General features: G+C 50.7%; 12 protein-coding genes. 5 read left to right on the top strand and 7 right to left on the bottom strand.

Annotated features, from left to right (window positions below; all coding sequences use genetic code 11):
- Window positions 1-25: 25 nt before the first annotated feature.
- From ACR9Y8_RS06350 to ACR9Y8_RS06360, 3 genes are all read right to left on the bottom strand, one after another.
- On the bottom strand, window positions 26-1,450 hold the full coding sequence (locus tag ACR9Y8_RS06350) for an MATE family efflux transporter (protein ID WP_481212400.1): 1,425 nt from the start codon (window positions 1,448-1,450) through the stop codon (window positions 26-28).
- A gap of 157 nt (window positions 1,451-1,607) precedes the next feature.
- Complete coding sequence (locus tag ACR9Y8_RS06355) at window positions 1,608-2,036, bottom strand: VOC family protein (protein ID WP_481212401.1); 429 nt, start codon at window positions 2,034-2,036, stop codon at window positions 1,608-1,610.
- 274 nt (window positions 2,037-2,310) lie between these two features.
- Window positions 2,311-3,915 (bottom strand): alpha-amylase family glycosyl hydrolase, encoded by a 1,605-nt coding sequence (locus ACR9Y8_RS06360; RefSeq protein WP_481212402.1) that lies wholly within the window; start codon window positions 3,913-3,915, stop codon window positions 2,311-2,313.
- Window positions 3,916-4,054: 139 nt separating this feature from the next.
- On the opposite strand from ACR9Y8_RS06360, the gene ACR9Y8_RS06365 reads away from it, so the two are divergent.
- Window positions 4,055-6,742, top strand: coding sequence for an alpha-L-rhamnosidase (locus ACR9Y8_RS06365; RefSeq protein ID WP_481212403.1), 2,688 nt, complete (start codon window positions 4,055-4,057; stop codon window positions 6,740-6,742).
- A gap of 34 nt (window positions 6,743-6,776) precedes the next feature.
- Window positions 6,777-7,235: a YciI family protein gene (locus tag ACR9Y8_RS06370; RefSeq protein ID WP_481212404.1), complete on the top strand. Its 459-nt coding sequence runs from the start codon at window positions 6,777-6,779 to the stop codon at window positions 7,233-7,235.
- On the opposite strand, the gene ACR9Y8_RS06375 is transcribed toward ACR9Y8_RS06370, so the two are convergent.
- On the bottom strand, window positions 7,232-8,026 hold the full coding sequence (locus tag ACR9Y8_RS06375) for a hypothetical protein (RefSeq protein ID WP_481212405.1): 795 nt from the start codon (window positions 8,024-8,026) through the stop codon (window positions 7,232-7,234). The two genes, ACR9Y8_RS06370 and ACR9Y8_RS06375, sit on opposite strands and share 4 nt — an antisense overlap.
- 71 nt (window positions 8,027-8,097) lie before the next feature.
- Here ACR9Y8_RS06375 and ACR9Y8_RS06380 point away from each other — a divergent pair, with 71 nt between their 5' ends.
- Complete coding sequence (locus ACR9Y8_RS06380; protein ID WP_481212406.1) at window positions 8,098-10,014, top strand: sialate O-acetylesterase; 1,917 nt, start codon at window positions 8,098-8,100, stop codon at window positions 10,012-10,014.
- Between the two features lie 2 nt (window positions 10,015-10,016).
- Here ACR9Y8_RS06380 and yiaA read toward each other — a convergent pair whose 3' ends face one another.
- Complete coding sequence (gene yiaA / locus ACR9Y8_RS06385; protein ID WP_481212407.1) at window positions 10,017-10,418, bottom strand: inner membrane protein YiaA; 402 nt, start codon at window positions 10,416-10,418, stop codon at window positions 10,017-10,019.
- Between the two features lie 195 nt (window positions 10,419-10,613).
- Between yiaA and ACR9Y8_RS06390 the strand changes: the two genes are divergently transcribed.
- Complete coding sequence (locus tag ACR9Y8_RS06390) at window positions 10,614-13,058, top strand: CBM35 domain-containing protein (RefSeq protein WP_481212408.1); 2,445 nt, start codon at window positions 10,614-10,616, stop codon at window positions 13,056-13,058.
- A 100-nt stretch (window positions 13,059-13,158) separates the two neighbouring features.
- Window positions 13,159-14,280, top strand: coding sequence for a Gfo/Idh/MocA family protein (locus ACR9Y8_RS06395; protein WP_481212409.1), 1,122 nt, complete (start codon window positions 13,159-13,161; stop codon window positions 14,278-14,280).
- Window positions 14,281-14,335: 55 nt separating this feature from the next.
- On the opposite strand, the gene ACR9Y8_RS06400 is transcribed toward ACR9Y8_RS06395, so the two are convergent.
- Window positions 14,336-15,442: a glucose 1-dehydrogenase gene (locus tag ACR9Y8_RS06400; RefSeq protein WP_481212410.1), complete on the bottom strand. Its 1,107-nt coding sequence runs from the start codon at window positions 15,440-15,442 to the stop codon at window positions 14,336-14,338.
- A gap of 3 nt (window positions 15,443-15,445) precedes the next feature.
- Window positions 15,446-17,272 (bottom strand): glycoside hydrolase family 15 protein, encoded by a 1,827-nt coding sequence (locus tag ACR9Y8_RS06405; RefSeq protein ID WP_481212411.1) that lies wholly within the window; start codon window positions 17,270-17,272, stop codon window positions 15,446-15,448.
- Window positions 17,273-17,378 lie beyond the last annotated feature (106 nt).

The following is a 17,378-nucleotide window of genomic DNA, read 5'->3' on the forward strand; positions in this document are numbered from 1 at the left end:
TTAGGTGTGTTTATATAAATGATGTTTATATCATTACTTTCTTCCATTTTCCTTTTCTGAACAACACGAACGCAGTAATACTAATAGCCGTTTCTGCTACCGGCACGGCAATGAACACGCCCAGCGGCCCCATTTGCAGGTACCTGGCCAGCAGGTACGCCAGCGGTATCTGGAACAGCCAGAAGCCGATAAAGTTGATCCAGGTAGGCGTCCACGTATCGCCTGCCCCGTTAAAGGCATTGATCGTTACCATACCAATACCGTAGAATACATAACCGGCGCTCATGATACGCAGTGCTCTTACAGCAATTGCCTTCACGTCGGGGTCCTGTGTAAAGAAGGAAATAAAGAACTCTGCACCGAAGAGAAACAGCATAGTCACAAGCAACATAAAGATCACGTTGTACTTCGCCGTTTTCAGTACTGATTCTTCCGCCCTTTCAGGTTGCTTGGCGCCCAGGTTCTGTCCCACCAGCGTAGCTGCGGCATTGCTCAGGCCCCAGGCCGGCAGGATAAAGAAGATCAGTAAGCGTACCGCGGTCTGATAACCGGCAGACCCATGATCACCGCCGGTTTCTGCTACCAGTTTCGCCAGGAAGATCCAGCTGCAGGAGGCGATGATGAACTGGAAAGTACCCGGAGATGCGATCTTTACTACAGACCTGATGATAGACCAGTCTATCTTCAGATGATGTGCTTTGATCCTTACCTGGCTCTTACCTTTAAACAGGTGATACAGCTGGTACAGCACACCAATTCCGCGGCCGGTAGTAGTGGCCATCGCAGCGCCGGTAAGCCCGAAGGCAGGGATCGGCCCAAGGCCCCTGATAAACAGCGGGCACAAAATGATGTTACAGATATTGGCCAGCCACAGGCTCTTCATCGCCATGGATGCGTTACCCGCACCGCGGAAGATACCGTTGATCATGAACAGCAGCATGATCACGAGGCTGCCTCCCATCATCAAACGGGTGTAACTGGCGCCTCTCTGTACAGTGGTTTCTTCTGCGCCCATCAATCGCAGGATATCAGCGGCAAAGATAAAGCCCAGCAAACTGATAACGACGGTCACAAAAACGGATAACCATATTGCCTGCATACCGGCATAAGCGGCGGCGTCAGGATTTTTTTCACCTACACGGCGGGCTACCAGCGCAGTGGCGGCCATGCTGATACCGATGGCCAGTGAGTATACGATCGTGATAACGGATTCTGTCAGCCCTACGGTTTGTATCGCATGACTGCTGTCCGGCAGATGTCCTACGAAGTAAAGGTCCACTACTGCAAATACTGATTCCATACACATTTCGAGGATCATAGGAATTGCCAGCGTGAATACGGCCCTTCGCAAGCTGCCGGTGGTGTAATCCATATCTTCTCCTTTCAGCGATTGTTTGATCAGCGAAAAGTAATAAGATACCTTGTTGGTAGTCATTGACGGTTGCGGCATAAGAAAAGTGGTCTTTTAAATAATATACAATAGAATGAACGGTGTCGTTTTTGGGTGGCGGGACATACACATGAATATGGTATATACGCCGGCAACAAGGTGTTGCCGAACAGGATGCTACGAGTTTTTCAGTTGACAGAAAGCAGTTTAGACGATCTTATTTCGGTTGCTCGAACTGGTAGTTAACCATCCACTGAATACCGTATCTATCCTTTAACATACCAAAGTATGCGCCCCAGAAGGTCTTTTCCATGGGCATGATCACTTGTCCGCCGCCAGAGAGACCATTGAATATGCTGGTAGCCTGTTCCTCACTATCGGGAGACACGGCGATGTTAAAATTGTTTCCATTATTCAATGGCCCATATCCATCCGGCTGATCGCTTCCCATGAGTATGGAGTCCTTCCCTATCGGCAATGCAACATGCATGATCTTGTTGGCCTCTGCTGCGCTGCAGTTCTGCTCTGAAGGCATTTCGCCGAAACGGGACTTCATCGCAAACTCTCCACCGAAAACAGACTTGTAAAAATCGAATGCTTCTTCGCAATTGCCGTTGAATGTTAAATAAGGATTTACTGAGGCCATGGTGGTAAGGTTTTAGGTGTTTAGTGAAACGATATGATCGGGAGCAGTGTTACATGGAGGATGCAAATATAAGAAAACACAAATATCTGCAACATTTCCTTTTAACATGATAAGCAGAAAATAAGTAAACCAGGTTGCCTGTTTATCCTTTCCTGTTCATCGTTTCGCCCGATTCATTACTACAAATGTAAGCGGAAGCTTTTAGTTCTCCGGGTTGCGAATACGACATTATAAGGGGGCACTTGCGACAAAAATAAATAGACGACCAATCACCTCAGATGAGACGTATCACCATGCCCTCATCGCCGTCAAGACTGATGGTATTTGTTACCACGCTGCCTTCTGTTTCAGGAATGGTGGCTATTTCGATGGTTCCCTTGAAAGGAAAATGTTCAGGCCTGAAATAACAGGGCCGGTGAGTAAGATTGAGTAGTACGAGAAATGCAGGATGTCCTTCCTGTGCCCTGGTATAGGCCATCATCTGCTGGTCTGCATACACCCGGGTATATCGTCCTGTTGCCAGCGATGGCTCCTGCCTGCGCAGCCGGATCAGGCGCCGGTATAAAGAAAGCATGGAGTGATTATCATCCTTTTCCGCGTCCACATTAATACGCTTGAAGATCTTATTCAGTCGCAGCCAGGGCTTTGCCTCTGTAAAGCCTGCATTCGCGCTGTTATCCCATTGCATGGGCGTGCGGGAGGGATCGCGGCTGAGGTTTTTATCCGGCATATTCAATCCCTGCGGGTCCTGCACTTCTTCAAAGGGGATGGCTACGTCCCGCATACCGATCTCGTCGCCGTAATAAATGGTGGGCGTGCCGCGTAACGTTAGCAGCAGCATAGCGGCCACCCTGGCCTGCTGTTCTCCTACCCTGCTGGCAATACGGGGACGGTCATGATTGCTCAGCACCCAGTTAGGCCAGCCCATCTCCGGCAGGGCACCTTCATAGAGGTCAACAGCGGTGGCTATTTGTTGCGCCTCCCAGGGCAGTGAAAGCAGCTGGAAATTAAAGGGAAGATGCGCGCCCCTGTTATCAATACCGTAATAGGTCACCAGCTGCTGCACCGGCAGATAGATCTCCCCGATCAGCAGCCGCTCCTTGTCAATCTCTTCCATCACATCCCGCATTTTGCGGACAATCTCATGCACCTCCGGCTGGTCGGTAGAATATACGTCCAACAGCTGCTCATGCGTAGGCCTATGGGGCTGATAATCCGGGTTGGGCGGATTATCGCGTAGCTGGCTGTCTTTGATCATATACCACATCACATCTACCCGGAAGCCGTCTACTCCCCTTTTTAGCCAGAAACGCATCACATCCAGCATGGCCTGCTGCACCTCTGGATTGCGCCAGTTCAGGTCTGGCTGTTCTTTTAAAAAGGCGTGGTAGTAATACTGGCTGGTCTGTTCATCCCATTCCCAGGCGTCGCCGCCAAACACGCTCAGCCAGTTATTGGGCGGGCCGCCGCCCGGCTTGGGATCCTGCCAGATGTACCAGTCGCGTTTGGGATGATCCCGCGAAGAACGCGACTCCAGGAACCAGGGGTGCAGGTTGGAGGTATGGTTGGGCACAAGGTCCAGCAACAGCTTCATTCCCCTGGCATGCACAGCTGCCAGCAGCTCATCAAAATCTTTCAGGGTGCCGAACAGGGGATGAATATTCGTATAGTCGCTGATGTCATAGCCAAAATCAGCCATCGGGGAAGGAAAGATCGGAGACAACCATAAGGCGTCAATACCCAGCCATTCCAGGTAATCCAGCCGCCGGTGGATGCCTGGCAGATCTCCTACCCCATCGCCGTTACTGTCCTGGAAAGAACGCGGATATACCTGGTAAATAACACCTGCTTCCCACCAGGGTCTTTGAGCTGTAGCCATAGCGTGCCGGTTTTATGCCATTCCCTGCACAACAAAGATGCCAGCAGGACACCATGGGTTGCAGGGTACATACATTTTGGTTATTTTAATGCCCCTTATATTTGAACACATATATTCAACAGATAGTCAATTAATTAGCATGAAAAGGCGCCGTCAACATTTTCTTTACTGCATCTGCTGCATAGTTGGTTTATTTTTTCTGCTTCCTGGTGCTTACGGCCAGGGCAGTTGCACTCCCGGCGGACTGCAATGCGAATACCTGCCTGACCCTATCGGCATTGATGCGGCCCGTCCGCGCCTTAGCTGGCACCTGGAAGATGAGCGGCGGGGTGCAAAACAAACGGCTTACCAGCTCTTTGTATCCACTGATCCGCAAACAGTAGAGCAAGGAAATGTATGGATCTCTCCCCGCATCAGCGGCAATACCACCCTGGCAGTGTATGCAGGTAAAAAGCTGCAGCCCTTTACCCGCTATTACTGGAAAGTGGCCGTATGGGACAAAGACGGGAAAAGAAGCATCAGCACGCAGCCTGCCAGCTTTGAGACAGGCATGATGGAGATGAAGAACTGGAAAGGCGCCTGGATCAGCGATAATAATAATATAGCGTTAAAACCGGCTCCACTCTTCAGGAAAGTATTTGAAACCGGTAAAAAAATACAGTCCGCAAGAGCTTATATCGCCGTTGCGGGATTGTACGAGCTGTACATCAACGGCGAACGCATCGGCACGCATCGCCTTGACCCCATGTATACACGCTTTGACCGCCGCACCCTTTATGTTACCTACGATGTAACTGCACAGCTAAAGACCGGCAAAAATGCCATTGGCGTCATGCTGGGCAACGGCTGGTACAATCACCAATCTACTGCCGTGTGGTATTTTCACCAGGCCCCCTGGCGCGGCAGGCCCACTTTCTGTCTTGATCTGCGCCTCACCTACGAGGATGGGACCGTAGAAACGATCAGCTCCGGTAAAGACTGGAAAACATCCCTCGGCCCGGTAATCTTTAATAGTATCTACACCGCCGAACATTACGATGCCCGTAAAGAACAAGCGGGATGGAACACGCCTGCGTTCAGCGATACCGCCTGGAAAGACGTGATCTATCGTGCCGCGCCTTCCACTAATATTGTAGCGCAGGCCCTGCGCCCGATTGAACAGGTGGAAGAGATCCCTGCAAAAAATCTCAATAAGCTAAATGATACCACCTATGTTTTTGACCTGGGACGGAACATCGCCGGCGTTAGCCGTATCAGTGTCAGCGGGCCTGCAGGCACGGTATTACGCCTGAAACATGCGGAGCAGTTAAAAGCAGACGGTCACGCAGACCAGTCCAATATTGATGTGCACTACCGTCCTACTGACGATAAAGATCCTTTTCAGACAGACATCTTCATCCTCAGTGGCAAAGGCCGTGAATCCTTCATGCCACGCTTTAACTACAAAGGTTTTCAATACGTGGAAGTGAGCAGCAGCCAGCCGGTTGAGCTGACCAAAGAAAGCCTCACCGGGCATTTCATGCACAGCAATGTACCGCCGGTAGGCCGCATCCATACTTCCAATGCCATGATCAACAAGCTGTGGGAAGCAACGAACAATTCCTATCTCTCTAACCTCTTCGGCTATCCCACGGATTGCCCGCAACGGGAAAAGAATGGCTGGACCGGAGATGCGCATATCGCCATCGAAACAGGGCTGTATAATTTTGACGGCATTACGGTATACGAAAAATGGCTGGCCGATCATCGCGATGAACAACAGCCCAACGGTGTATTGCCTGCCATTATTCCCACTTCCGGCTGGGGCTACGAGTGGGCCAACGGTCCGGACTGGACCAGCACTATTGCCATCATTCCCTGGAATATTTATCTTTTTTATGGCGATACCACCCTGCTGGCTAAAAGCTATGACAACATCAAACGATATGTGGATCATATCACGGAGCTGAGCCCTACCGGCCTTACCTCCTGGGGATTGGGCGACTGGGTACCGGTAAAATCTACCACCCCGGTTGAGCTGACCTCTTCCGTCTATTATTTCACAGATACCCGCATCCTCTCCAAAGCAGCCGGTATACTGGGCCACCGCGAGGATCAGCAGAAATATACCGCCCTCGCTGAAAAGATAAGGAACGCTATCAACAACAAATACCTGGATACTGCCACCGGCATTTACGGCAAAGGCGTACAAACAGAATTAAGCGTACCGCTTTACTGGGGCGTAACACCGGATGCATTAAAGGCGAAAGTAGCGGCCAATCTTGCCCGCCGGGTAGAACAGGATAGTTTTCACCTGGATGTTGGATTACTGGGCACTAAAGCCATTCTAAATGCCCTGAGTGAGAACGGCTATGCGGATATTGCCTACAAAATAGCCAGCCAGGAAACCTTTCCTTCCTGGGGATGGTGGATCGTGAACGGCGCTACCACGCTGTACGAGAACTGGCCCATCGATGCAAAGTCAGACATCTCCCGCAATCATATCATGTTCGGCGAAATAGGCGCCTGGCTGTACAAAGGCATTGGCGGCATCAAGCCGGATGAAAAAGCACCGGGCTTCCGTCATATCCTGCTGGAGCCGCATTTCGTAGTAGGACTTGATAGCTATGAGTCCTCACACGAGAGCCCTTATGGCAACATCATTTCTGCATGGGAAAGAACAGGCAGCGCTATTGTGTATACAGTAACTGTGCCCGCCGGCGCTACCGCTTCCATCCGCTTCAGCATACCGGAAGGAAAGCAGGTTTATGGGCAGGGCAATGCGCTGGTGAATAGCAGCAAACCCTATGAAGCCGTAGCCGGTAAATACCGCTTCGAGATTAAATAATACGGTACCTTTGACCGGTACACATTCTTATTGTATGAAAAGAGCACTGATCATTGCACTGCTTGTGCTGCTGCGCGCCACCGGCTATGCGCAGGCAGACAATCCCCAATACAACAAAGTCCTGGCTGATTCCCTGGGCGCCGATGAATATGGCATGAAACCTTATGTGCTGGTGATACTAAAAACCGGCCCTAATAAAGTAGATAAAAAGGAAACGCTGGACAGCCTGTTCAGGGGGCACATGAATAACATTAACCGCCTGGCGGAGAATGGAAAACTGGTAGTGGCCGGTCCTTTAAAGAAGAACGATAAAGCCTATCGCGGCATCTTCATTCTCAATGCCAAAACAATAGAAGAAGCAACGGCGCTGCTGAACACCGATCCCGCTGTGCAATCCAAATTGCTGGATGCAGAACTGTACCAATGGTACGGCTCTGCCGCTTTACCCTTGTACCTGCGATATCATGACAAAATAGAGAAGCAGAAACATTAATCTTTTTTACGCACCAGCTTGTAAAGCATAGCGCCCGCAGCGATAGAATCACAGAAGTTGCCTTCCCCGGCTGTTGCACAGATAGTGCGGAAGATCTGCAAGGTGTCGCCTTTAAAGCGATAGCCATAATCCCTGCCTTTGCCGGTTCCCATGTTGACCAGGTCAAACTCGCTAAGCGAACCGGCGGTGTAGTCTATTACCGGCGAATACCGTGCGAAGCTGTCCAATCCCTGTATACGGCCATCTGCTGTGAATACTACCTCTTTGCCGCGTTCCCGCTCATAGCGGCCGCTAAACAACAGTTCTTCCAATATGCCAAAATCAGTGAGGGTAGTATCATGATGAGCTATGCGGCTGAAGTACTGATCGCCTATTTTAATACGGGTGGGAGAAACCAGTTCCATCTCTTTCTGTACTGTGCGCAGGTCTGCATCATACAGCTTATACCTGTCACGATCCTTTACCACCACCATATCTTCAGCGCCTTCATGGAAACCGGCCACTATGCGGGTCACCTGCAAAGTCCTGGACGGGATCGTGATACAGCTTTCCATTACATCCTGCGACTGGCGGGGAGATCTCGTTTTGCGGATGTTATCTATATACGTTTCATTCACCCAAAGACCTGCAAAGCTCAGCGCCGTATCCAGCGTTTTAAAATCTGCCGGCGCCTCCGGTGAAGGCTCATTCAATACCACGCTGTCCTTGTTTGCAGCTTGCTGTTCTGCGGCAGGATTCACACAGGAAAAAACGCAGGATGCGATCAGTAGCAATAAGAGTATACGGTTCATACGGGCCCGAAGATAAAACAAAACGACCGACATTTTTTTGTACATTGTTTCACCGGTATAAAACATACACGATGAAGAAAATTGCCACGTTAGTTTTTTCATTATACCTGCTATTACCTTTCAGTGATGCCCAGATCAGCCTTCCCAGGTTGATCAGCAATGGCATGATCCTGCAGCGTGACAGCAAAATAAAGATCTGGGGATGGGCCGCTCCCCTTGAAAAAGTAAGCCTGCACTTTTCACAAAAAGATTACAGCACTACTGCCGACAAGAACGGTAACTGGAGTATCCTGCTCCCGCCCCAGCCTGCAGGCGGCCCGCATAACATGATCCTCTCCGGTAGCAACCGCATTGAAATAAGCAACATTCTCTTTGGCGATGTGTGGCTCTGTTCCGGCCAATCCAATATGGAGCTGACCCTGGACAGGCTGAAAGACAAATACCCTGGCGTTATCGCCGGCCCGGGCAACGATCATATACGGCAGTTCCTGGTGCCTGATAAATACGATTTCAACCAGTCCAGGGAAGATGTAGATAAGGGCGCCTGGCTGCCTGCCACGAGACAAAATATACCAGGGTTCTCCGCCGTAGCCTACTTCTTTGCAAACGAGCTTTTTGAAAAATACCATGTGCCCATAGGCCTGGTCAACGCTGCCCTTGGCGGTTCTCCCGTGCAGGCCTGGATCAGTGAAGAAGCCTTGAAGAAATTCCCTGCTTACTACAATGAAGCGCAGCAATTCAAAGACAAGTCATTGATCACACGCATCGAAACTAAAGACAGCACTACCCACGCCAGTTGGTACAGCCTGTTGAACAGGCGTGATGAAGGCTTACAACAGGACTGGAAAAATCCCTCCTTTAACGACGCTGCCTGGCAGTCATTCACTATTCCCGGTTACTGGGCAGATCAGCAGCCTGTTAACGGCGCTGCCTGGTTCAGGAAAGAGATTGACGTTCCGGCTTCCATAGCCGGACAAGCCAGCCGTCTGTGGCTGGGCAGGATAGTAGATGCAGACTCGGTATATGTGAACGGCGTTTTCGTTGGCGCCACGGGCTATCAATACCCTCCCCGGAAATATGAAGTGCCCGCAGGTTTGCTCAAAGAAGGAAAGAACCTGATCGCCATACGTGTGATCAATGTAGCAGGGAAAGGCGGTTTTGTGCCGGATAAACCCTATACACTTTTCACCAGTGATCAGCACATAGATCTTTCTGGTGCCTGGAAATATCACATGGGCGCAGTCATGGATTCCCTTCCGGAACAAACCTTCGTCAGATGGAAAGCAACCGGCTTGTTCAATGCCATGATCGCTCCCCTGCTTAATTACTCCATTAAAGGCGCCATTTGGTACCAGGGTGAGTCTAACGCTGCCAAACCGTATGATTACCAAAGCCTGCTCAGCACCCTGATCAAAGACTGGCGTAGCAGGTGGAAACAGGGCGATTTTCCTTTTCTCTTCGTGCAGCTTGCCAACTTTATGGACCCTGATACCACAGCCACTGAAAGCGATTGGGCAGAGCTAAGACAACAGCAATTCAACACTTTATCTGTACCCCGTACAGCCATGGCCGTTGCCATTGATCTTGGCGAATGGAACGACATACATCCGTTAAATAAAAAGGATGTTGGCATCCGCCTGGCCCTGCAGGCAATGCGCCTGGCTTATAACGATCAGCAGGTAGTAGCTTCCGGCCCATTGTATCAATCCGTGAAGATAAAGGGCGACAGTATTATACTTACATTCACCGACACCGGCAGCGGTCTGGTAACCGCCGGTAATAAGCCATTACATCATTTCTCCATCGCGGGAAAAGACAGGAAATTTATCAGAGCCAATGCGGTGATAAGAGATGATAAGGTGATTGTGTGGAGTAAAGATATCGCGCACCCTGTAGCAGTAAGATACGCATGGGCTAACAATCCTGAAGGAGCTAATTTGTATAACAGGGAAGGCCTGCCGGCCTCCCCTTTTGAAACATCCAAATAATCTCAGGCTTCTTTCTTTACGGCTGCCTGTGTATCCCTCGTATTCTTCTGCACAGCCACCGCTCCGAAAAGCGCCAGCAAAAAGGCAAATGCATAAAAGCCTTTTTCACTGGGCAGCAGGGTAGCATTCCACAACCCTACTGTGAGCAATACAATGCAAAGAATAGTGGAGAACCAGCTCAACCCGTAGTAGATCTCTGTTACAGGCACGCCTTCCAGCTTGTCTCTTACGCTCTTCTGCAGGGATACTACAGAAAACAACCCGTACATTAAAATAGCGAAGTAATAACCTTTTTCGTTCAGCTGCATGTCAGCTCTCCAAAGTCCGATTAAATAGCCTATCATGCCGGCTCCGAGGGCAACCCAGGAAGTGGCGACAAAGGCCGCAGAAGGTTTCTGGTTCATGTGTTTTTGTTTGTTTTAAGGGGGTACATTTACTTTCACAGGTATAATATGTCCCAACTAATAATGGCGTAAATATATTAAAAGTATTAATAGGTTATTTTTTTGAGTATTTTCATTCTTAGTAAAAAGCCGCGACACGCGCTTTTCATTTTATACACGTCATCAAAATTATACACGTCATCAAAAGAACCCTTTATGAAAAACTTGTTCACCACAGTTTTGAGCTGTCTTTTCTATGTCCCAGCCCTTTTTGCACAATCATTTGAAGCAGAGTCGGGCACGTTAAGCAATGGCGCCAGCCTGCAAAGCTGCAGCGGCTGCTCCGGCGGCTCCCAGGTAGGTTTCCTCGGCGGCCCTTCCAACGGCACTATCGTAGTGCCCGTCAACGTTAGCACGGCAGGCCTTTACAACCTCACTATCTGGTATTCTACTGCCGATCCGCGCACCATCTATGTTACGCCCAACAACGGTAACTATGTGGGCATTAGCTGTCCACCTTCCGGCGGATGGTCTACCGTTGCCAGCACCAGCATGAACGTTACCCTGCAGGCCGGCAGTAATACGATCAGGCTGGATAACGGTGCCGGCGACTATGCGCCCAATATAGACCGCATTTCCCTGCAGCCCGCAACGGCCATCAACTTCGGTTCGGGCAACAACATCTATTACAATCTCAGCACCGGCAGGTACAACGTTTATTTTAACAATACCCTGGTGATCAGCGATGCCTACGCCGTCTGCAATTCAGACGCCGTTTACTATAGCCATACCGGTTATACCAGCCGTACTTATTCCTCCTCGCCGGTGAACGATGCTTTTGGCAGCGGCACCAAACACGTGATCACCCTCAGCGGCGGCGGGCTCCTGCAGATGCAGCAGGTATTCTACACCTACAGCGGCAAACCTTACTTCTTTACAGAAGTGCTGCTGAACGGCCCGGGCTCCAATTGCTACCGCATGTCGCCGCTTACTTCCGGCAGTGTACAGCTGCCCAATGGCAGCGATATGCGCGCACTGAAAGTACCTTTCGACAACGATGCCTGGATCAGGTACAATGCACAGCCGATCAACGGCGCCAACTTCACCGCTGCTGAAGTAACCGGTCTTTATGACAACACCAGCCGCAATGGCCTTGTGATCGGCTCCGTAGAGCACAAGACCTGGAAAACAGGCGTCTCCGTTGTAGGCAGTACGAACAATGCCCTCTCCAATCTCAGCGTCTTCGGCGGCTTTACCGATGGAGCCATCACCCGCGACGGCCGCGGCCACGGCTGGGTAAACGTTGGCGGTACCAGCTGCCGTTCTCCCAGGATTTTTGTGAACTATGATGCCGACTGGCGCAATGCGTTTGAGATCTACGGCAAAGCTAACGTACTGGCTGAGCCCCGTTATATTGCCAACTGGACCGGCGCTACTCCCTTTGGCTGGAATAGCTGGGGCGCCATCCAATCAAGCCTTACATTGGCCAAAGCAAAGGCCGTGGTTGACTTCTTCGCCAATAACTGTAAAAGCTTCCGCAACAGCGATAGCACCCTGTATATAGACCTGGATTCTTATTGGGATAACCTGGCCGCCGGCGGATGGACCGGTGACTTCAGTCAGCTGACCGACTTCGCCAACTACTGCAAAAGCAAAGGCTTTAAGCCTGGTATTTACTGGGCGCCTTTTGTAGACTGGGGCAAGAATGCTACCGGCACAGTAGAAGGCACTTCTTACCAATACCAGGCCTGCTGGACAAAAGTGAACGGCCTTCCGGTAGACCTTGACGGCGCCCGCGCCATGGACCCTACCCATCCCGGTACACGCGGCCGTATTGCTTACCTGCTCGGCAAATTCAAAAGCTGCGGCTTCCAGATGATCAAACTGGATTTCTTGGGCCACGCTTCTCTGGAAGCAGACAGCTATTATGATAACACCATCCACACCGGCATGGAAGCTTTCCGCAAAGGCATGGAATACGTAGCAGACCAGCTGGCCGGCACCATGCTCACCTACGCCGCTATCAGCCCTAACCTCGCCACCGGCAGATATGTGCACATGCGCCGCATTGCCTGCGATGCTTACAAGGATATCAGCGAAACAGGCTATACGCTCAACAGTACAACCTACGGATGGTGGCAAAATGAGCTTTACCCTTACATAGATGCAGACCACCTGGTATTCGGTACAGCGCCTGTGGGCGAGAACCGCGCGAGGCTGACTTCCGGCCTGGTTACCGGCACACTCATTACCGGCGATGATTATTCCAGCACCGGTACCTGGACCACCACCGCACAATCGCTGCTGCAAAAGCAGGACCTGCTGAACATCACCCGCAATGGCCAGGGCAAAGCGTTCCGGCCGGTAGAAGGCAATACCGGCGATCAGCCCAATGAGCTGTTCACTACCTGCGTAGGTCGCTACCAATACCTGGCCATCATCAACTACAGCGCTTCGCCTAAAACCTTTACGGTCAACATGGGCAGAATAGGCCTCAACACCAGCGGCACATATTCCGCTGTAAAAGAATTGTTCTCCGGTAATATGAGCGCCATCACCGGCAATCTTACTGTTACCGTGCCTGCAGCGGATGCGGTGATATACCGCATAGACAAGACCATCACCTCGCCGGTACCGCTCCTGTCGTGCGCGAATGATTAAAAGGAATTTGCGTATATTTAGATACTATCTTTTTAGTGAGCGGAAAACTATCGCAACACTTACCGGAAAGTTATTATCTTAAGATCCAGAACCTTTATTTATGAATTCACGTCGTGACTTTCTACAAAAACTGGCTGTCTCAGCAGCGGCAATTCCCTTTATGCCGCTGTTCAGCGCTGCGAGCAAACATAGCATCCTGTCCGGCACCTATGACGGGCCGGTATTGCGTGTAGCGATCATGGGACTGGGCAGCTACGGCACACGGGTGGCCGAAGCCATGCAATCCTGTAAACGCGCTAAACTGGTAGGCGTGATCAGCGGCACACCAGCCAAGATCACCGCCTGGCAAGCCAAGTACAACATCCCGGAAAAGAACTGCTACAATTACGAGAACTTTGACCGCATCAAAGATAATCCCGATATAGACGCCGTATACGTGATCACGCCCAATGCGCTGCATCACGACCAGGTGATCCGCGTGGCGAAGGCCGGTAAGCATGCCATCTGCGAAAAGCCTATGGCTGTGAACGCCAAGGAAGGCCAGGAAATGATAGACGCATGTAAGCACAATAAGGTAAAATTACTGGTGGGCTATCGCATGCACTTCGAACCGAAAACACTGGAAGTGATCCGAATGCGTAAAGACGGCGAGTTTGGAAAAGTACTGTTCTTCCAGGGACAATGCGGTTTCAGGATCGGCGACCCGACCCAATGGCGGTTAAACAGGCAACTGGCCGGTGGCGGCGCTATGATGGATATTGGCATTTACGCCATTAACGGCTCCCGTTACATGATTGGTGAAGAGCCCATCTGGGTAACTGCACAGGAAACGAAAACAGACAAGGTGAAGTTCAGGGAAGGAGTGGATGAGACCATCCAGTTTCAGCTGGGCTTCCCCAGCGGTGCGGTGGCTTCCTGCCTCTCCACTTACAACATGAACAACCTCGACCGTTTCTTCCTGGATGGTGAAAAAGGCTTTGCCGAAATGCAGCCCTCTACCGGTTACGGGCCTATTAAAGGCCGCACGCACAAGGGTGAGTTAACGCAGCCGCACATGACCCATCAAACCGTACAGATGGATGAAATGGCCGGCATCATTCTCGAAGGTAAACAACCCATTGTACCTGTTGACGGGGAAGAAGCGGTAAAAGACCTGAAGATCATCGATGCGATCTATGCAGCTTGCAAAACAGGCAGAAAGCACGAACTGAAATTGGCGTAACAAAACACGATACAAATAAAAGGAGCTTCATCGCTAACGGATGAAGCTCCTTTTTTTATTCGGCCCAATCAATCACCACTTTTATTTCGTTTGTGTCATGCCTGTGCAAGGCCTCCTCCAATCGCGCTACCGGCAGGCGTTCAGTAATGACCTGCTCAATGGCATCCGGCCATTTTTGTTTACTCTCCAAAAGATAATCCACTGCCTGGGCAAAATGTTGCATGCTGGCATTCACGCTGCCAATGACGACCTGGTTGTTCAACACCAGCTGTTGCATCAAAGCACCGCCTTGAATAGTAAGCGGCCGCTCGCCAGACGGGATGCCCGTTGCCACATAAATAGCATTCGGGGCCAGGGTATCTATCAGCTGGAACTGCAATTGTGCTATACCGGCAGCTTCGAAAACAAAATCAACAGCCCCGATCTGCTCGTCAATATCGGTTACCTTCATACTGTTACCGTTCAGATAACGGCCTCCGATATCGCGCAGCAGCTGCGCCCGCAGATTGTCCTCCGGTACAATATCCAGTCCCAGCACTTCAGCACCACGTAGGCGCAAAGCAAATGCGGCTAATAATCCAATGGGCCCGATCCCTGCTACCAGCGCCCGTTTACCTTGCAGCCAGTTGCCCGCGCCGTCAAAATCTTTGAGCCTTGCTGCCTGGATCTGCAGCGCTTCATCGATAGCTTTAGCTGCTACGGACATGGGCTCTGTTAACACACCAATACTCCGGATCTCTTCCGGCACTTTTACCACGTATTGTTCTGCATCTACCACGTACTCTGTTTGATAACCATCCCGGCCTTTGATGCCCCTTTCGGTATACTTACCGGTATAACACATATCGCTCCGGTTGTGCTGGCAGGGAGAGCACTGGCCGCAACCCCTGCGTACGGTAAACACCGCATAATCGCCTGGTTTCACCCTCTTAACAGCACTACCGCATGCTACCACCTGTCCGAACATTTCATGACCTATCACCAGCTCACTGCTACCGGCAGGCGGATCAGCGCGACCTCCGGCTGCTTCTTCCCTATCTGTACCGCAAATGCCTACCTGCAACACTTTTATCTTAATATCGGTTTCCTGTTGAATACCCGGTTCAGCACGTTCTGTAAAACGTACCTGTGGAGTACCGGGTTGAATCGCGATCGCTCTCATGGTTCAGTAGTTTACATTCTTGTTACGGCTGTCGTTCAGTTGCTGATCCAGGTTATATGCTGCGCTGATGAGCCCCATATGTGTAAAGGCCTGGGGGAAATTACCCAGGTGCTCTCCTTCAAATCCCAGCTGTTCTGAATAAAGGCCCAGGTGATTGGCATAGCCCAGCATTTTCTCAAAGTAAAAACGGGCTTTTTCCAGCTGGCCTGCGCGTGAAAGGCATTCCACATACCAGAACGTGCACATGGAAAACGTGCCCTCATGCGTAACAAATCCATCGGGCGCAGCCACCTTGGGCACATAGCGGTACACCAGCGAATCAGACACCAGCTCCTTGTCTATTCTTTCCAGCGTAGACAGCCACCGTGGGTCTTTCGGACTGATGAAGCGTGCAAGCGGCATCAGTAAAGAAGATGCATCCACTGTTGCTGCGCCGGGATATTGCATAAAGGCTTTTTGCTCTTCATTCCAGAAATCAGTATAGATAGAGTTGAAGATCTTATCGCGTTGCTCTTTCCACTTTTGATCGAAGGGAATAGAGCGGCGCTGTGCGATCTTGATCGCCCTGTCGAGGCACACCCAGCTCTGGAGCCGTGAATATAAAAAGTGCTGCTTGCCGCCACGTACCTCCCAGATACCTTCATCAGCCTGCTGCCAGTTCTCAGAGAGCCAATCTACCTGCTTTTCCAGGTCTTTCCAGAAATCGTACGAGATAGGTTCGCCATACTTGTTGTACAGGTACACCGCATCCAGCAGCTCACCATAAATATCGAGCTGCAGCTGGCTGTAAGCATCATTACCTACTCTTACCGGCTTTGATCCTTTGTAGCCTTCAAAATGGTCAAGCGTGAATTCTTTCAGCTGCCTGCTGCCGTCTATCGCATACATAATCCCCAGCCGTGTCTGCCCTTTGATATCGCGGCATTGCTTCTCCATCCAATGCATAAAGGCTCCCGCTTCTTTGGTATAGCCCAGGCGGATCAAAGCATACACGGTAAAAGAAGCATCTCGGATCCAGGTATAACGGTAATCCCAGTTGCGTTTGCCGCCAATGCTTTCAGGAAGACCGAAGGTAGGCGCTGCTATAATGGCCCCATTGCGGTAAGAAGTAAGCAGCTTCAGCACCAGGGCGGAACGGTTCACTACCTCCATCCAACGTCCCCTGTAAGTGGATTGCGCCACCCAGTTCTTCCAGTAGTTGACAGTACGAAAAAGGCTTTCAGTAACGAAGGTCTTGAAATTGCGCACTTCGCTATGCTTTTTGTCTACATGCTCCAGCAGAAAGTCTGCAGTGGCGCCTGCGCACAGCTGGAATCCGGCTGTTACTGTCCCTTCTGCTATTGATAGGGGAACAGTGCTCTGCAGGCGCAGTACGGTTTTATCTTCACCTTCGCTGATAAAGAGGATCTCCTTTTCAGATCGCTGCTCTATGCGATGGCTTGCGCGGCCATAGTTAAACCTGGGTGCACATTTCATGCAGTAGTTCACTTCACCCCTGACAGTGGTCACCCTGCGGATCAGCTCTTTGCCTGCATACAATTCCTCTACCGGCATAAAATCCGTGATCTCGCCCACCCCTTCAGAAGAAAGAAAGCGGGTCAGCAACACATTGGTGTCGGGCAGGTACAGCTGCTTGGTTTTCATTTGCGCAAACTGTGGCCTTATCTCAAAGGAACCGCCTTTTTCACTGTCCAGCAGCGCAGCGAAAATAGAAGGCGAGTCAAAGTTCGGGAAGCACATAAAGTCAATGCTGCCATTGAGGCCCACTAGGGCTACCGTATTCAGATCACCGATAATGCCGTAGTTTTCTATCGGTTGGTATTTATTCATGCAAAAAAGTAAGCTGCCTCATTTGAATCAAATTGTATGCCGCTGGTGAAACCGTTGTATCAGCTGATCTGATTGGCCCGCTTTTGGTATCTCTGCTGTAGACAGT

The sequence above is a fragment of the Chitinophaga sp. SVR4-12A genome, assembly GCF_056754765.1.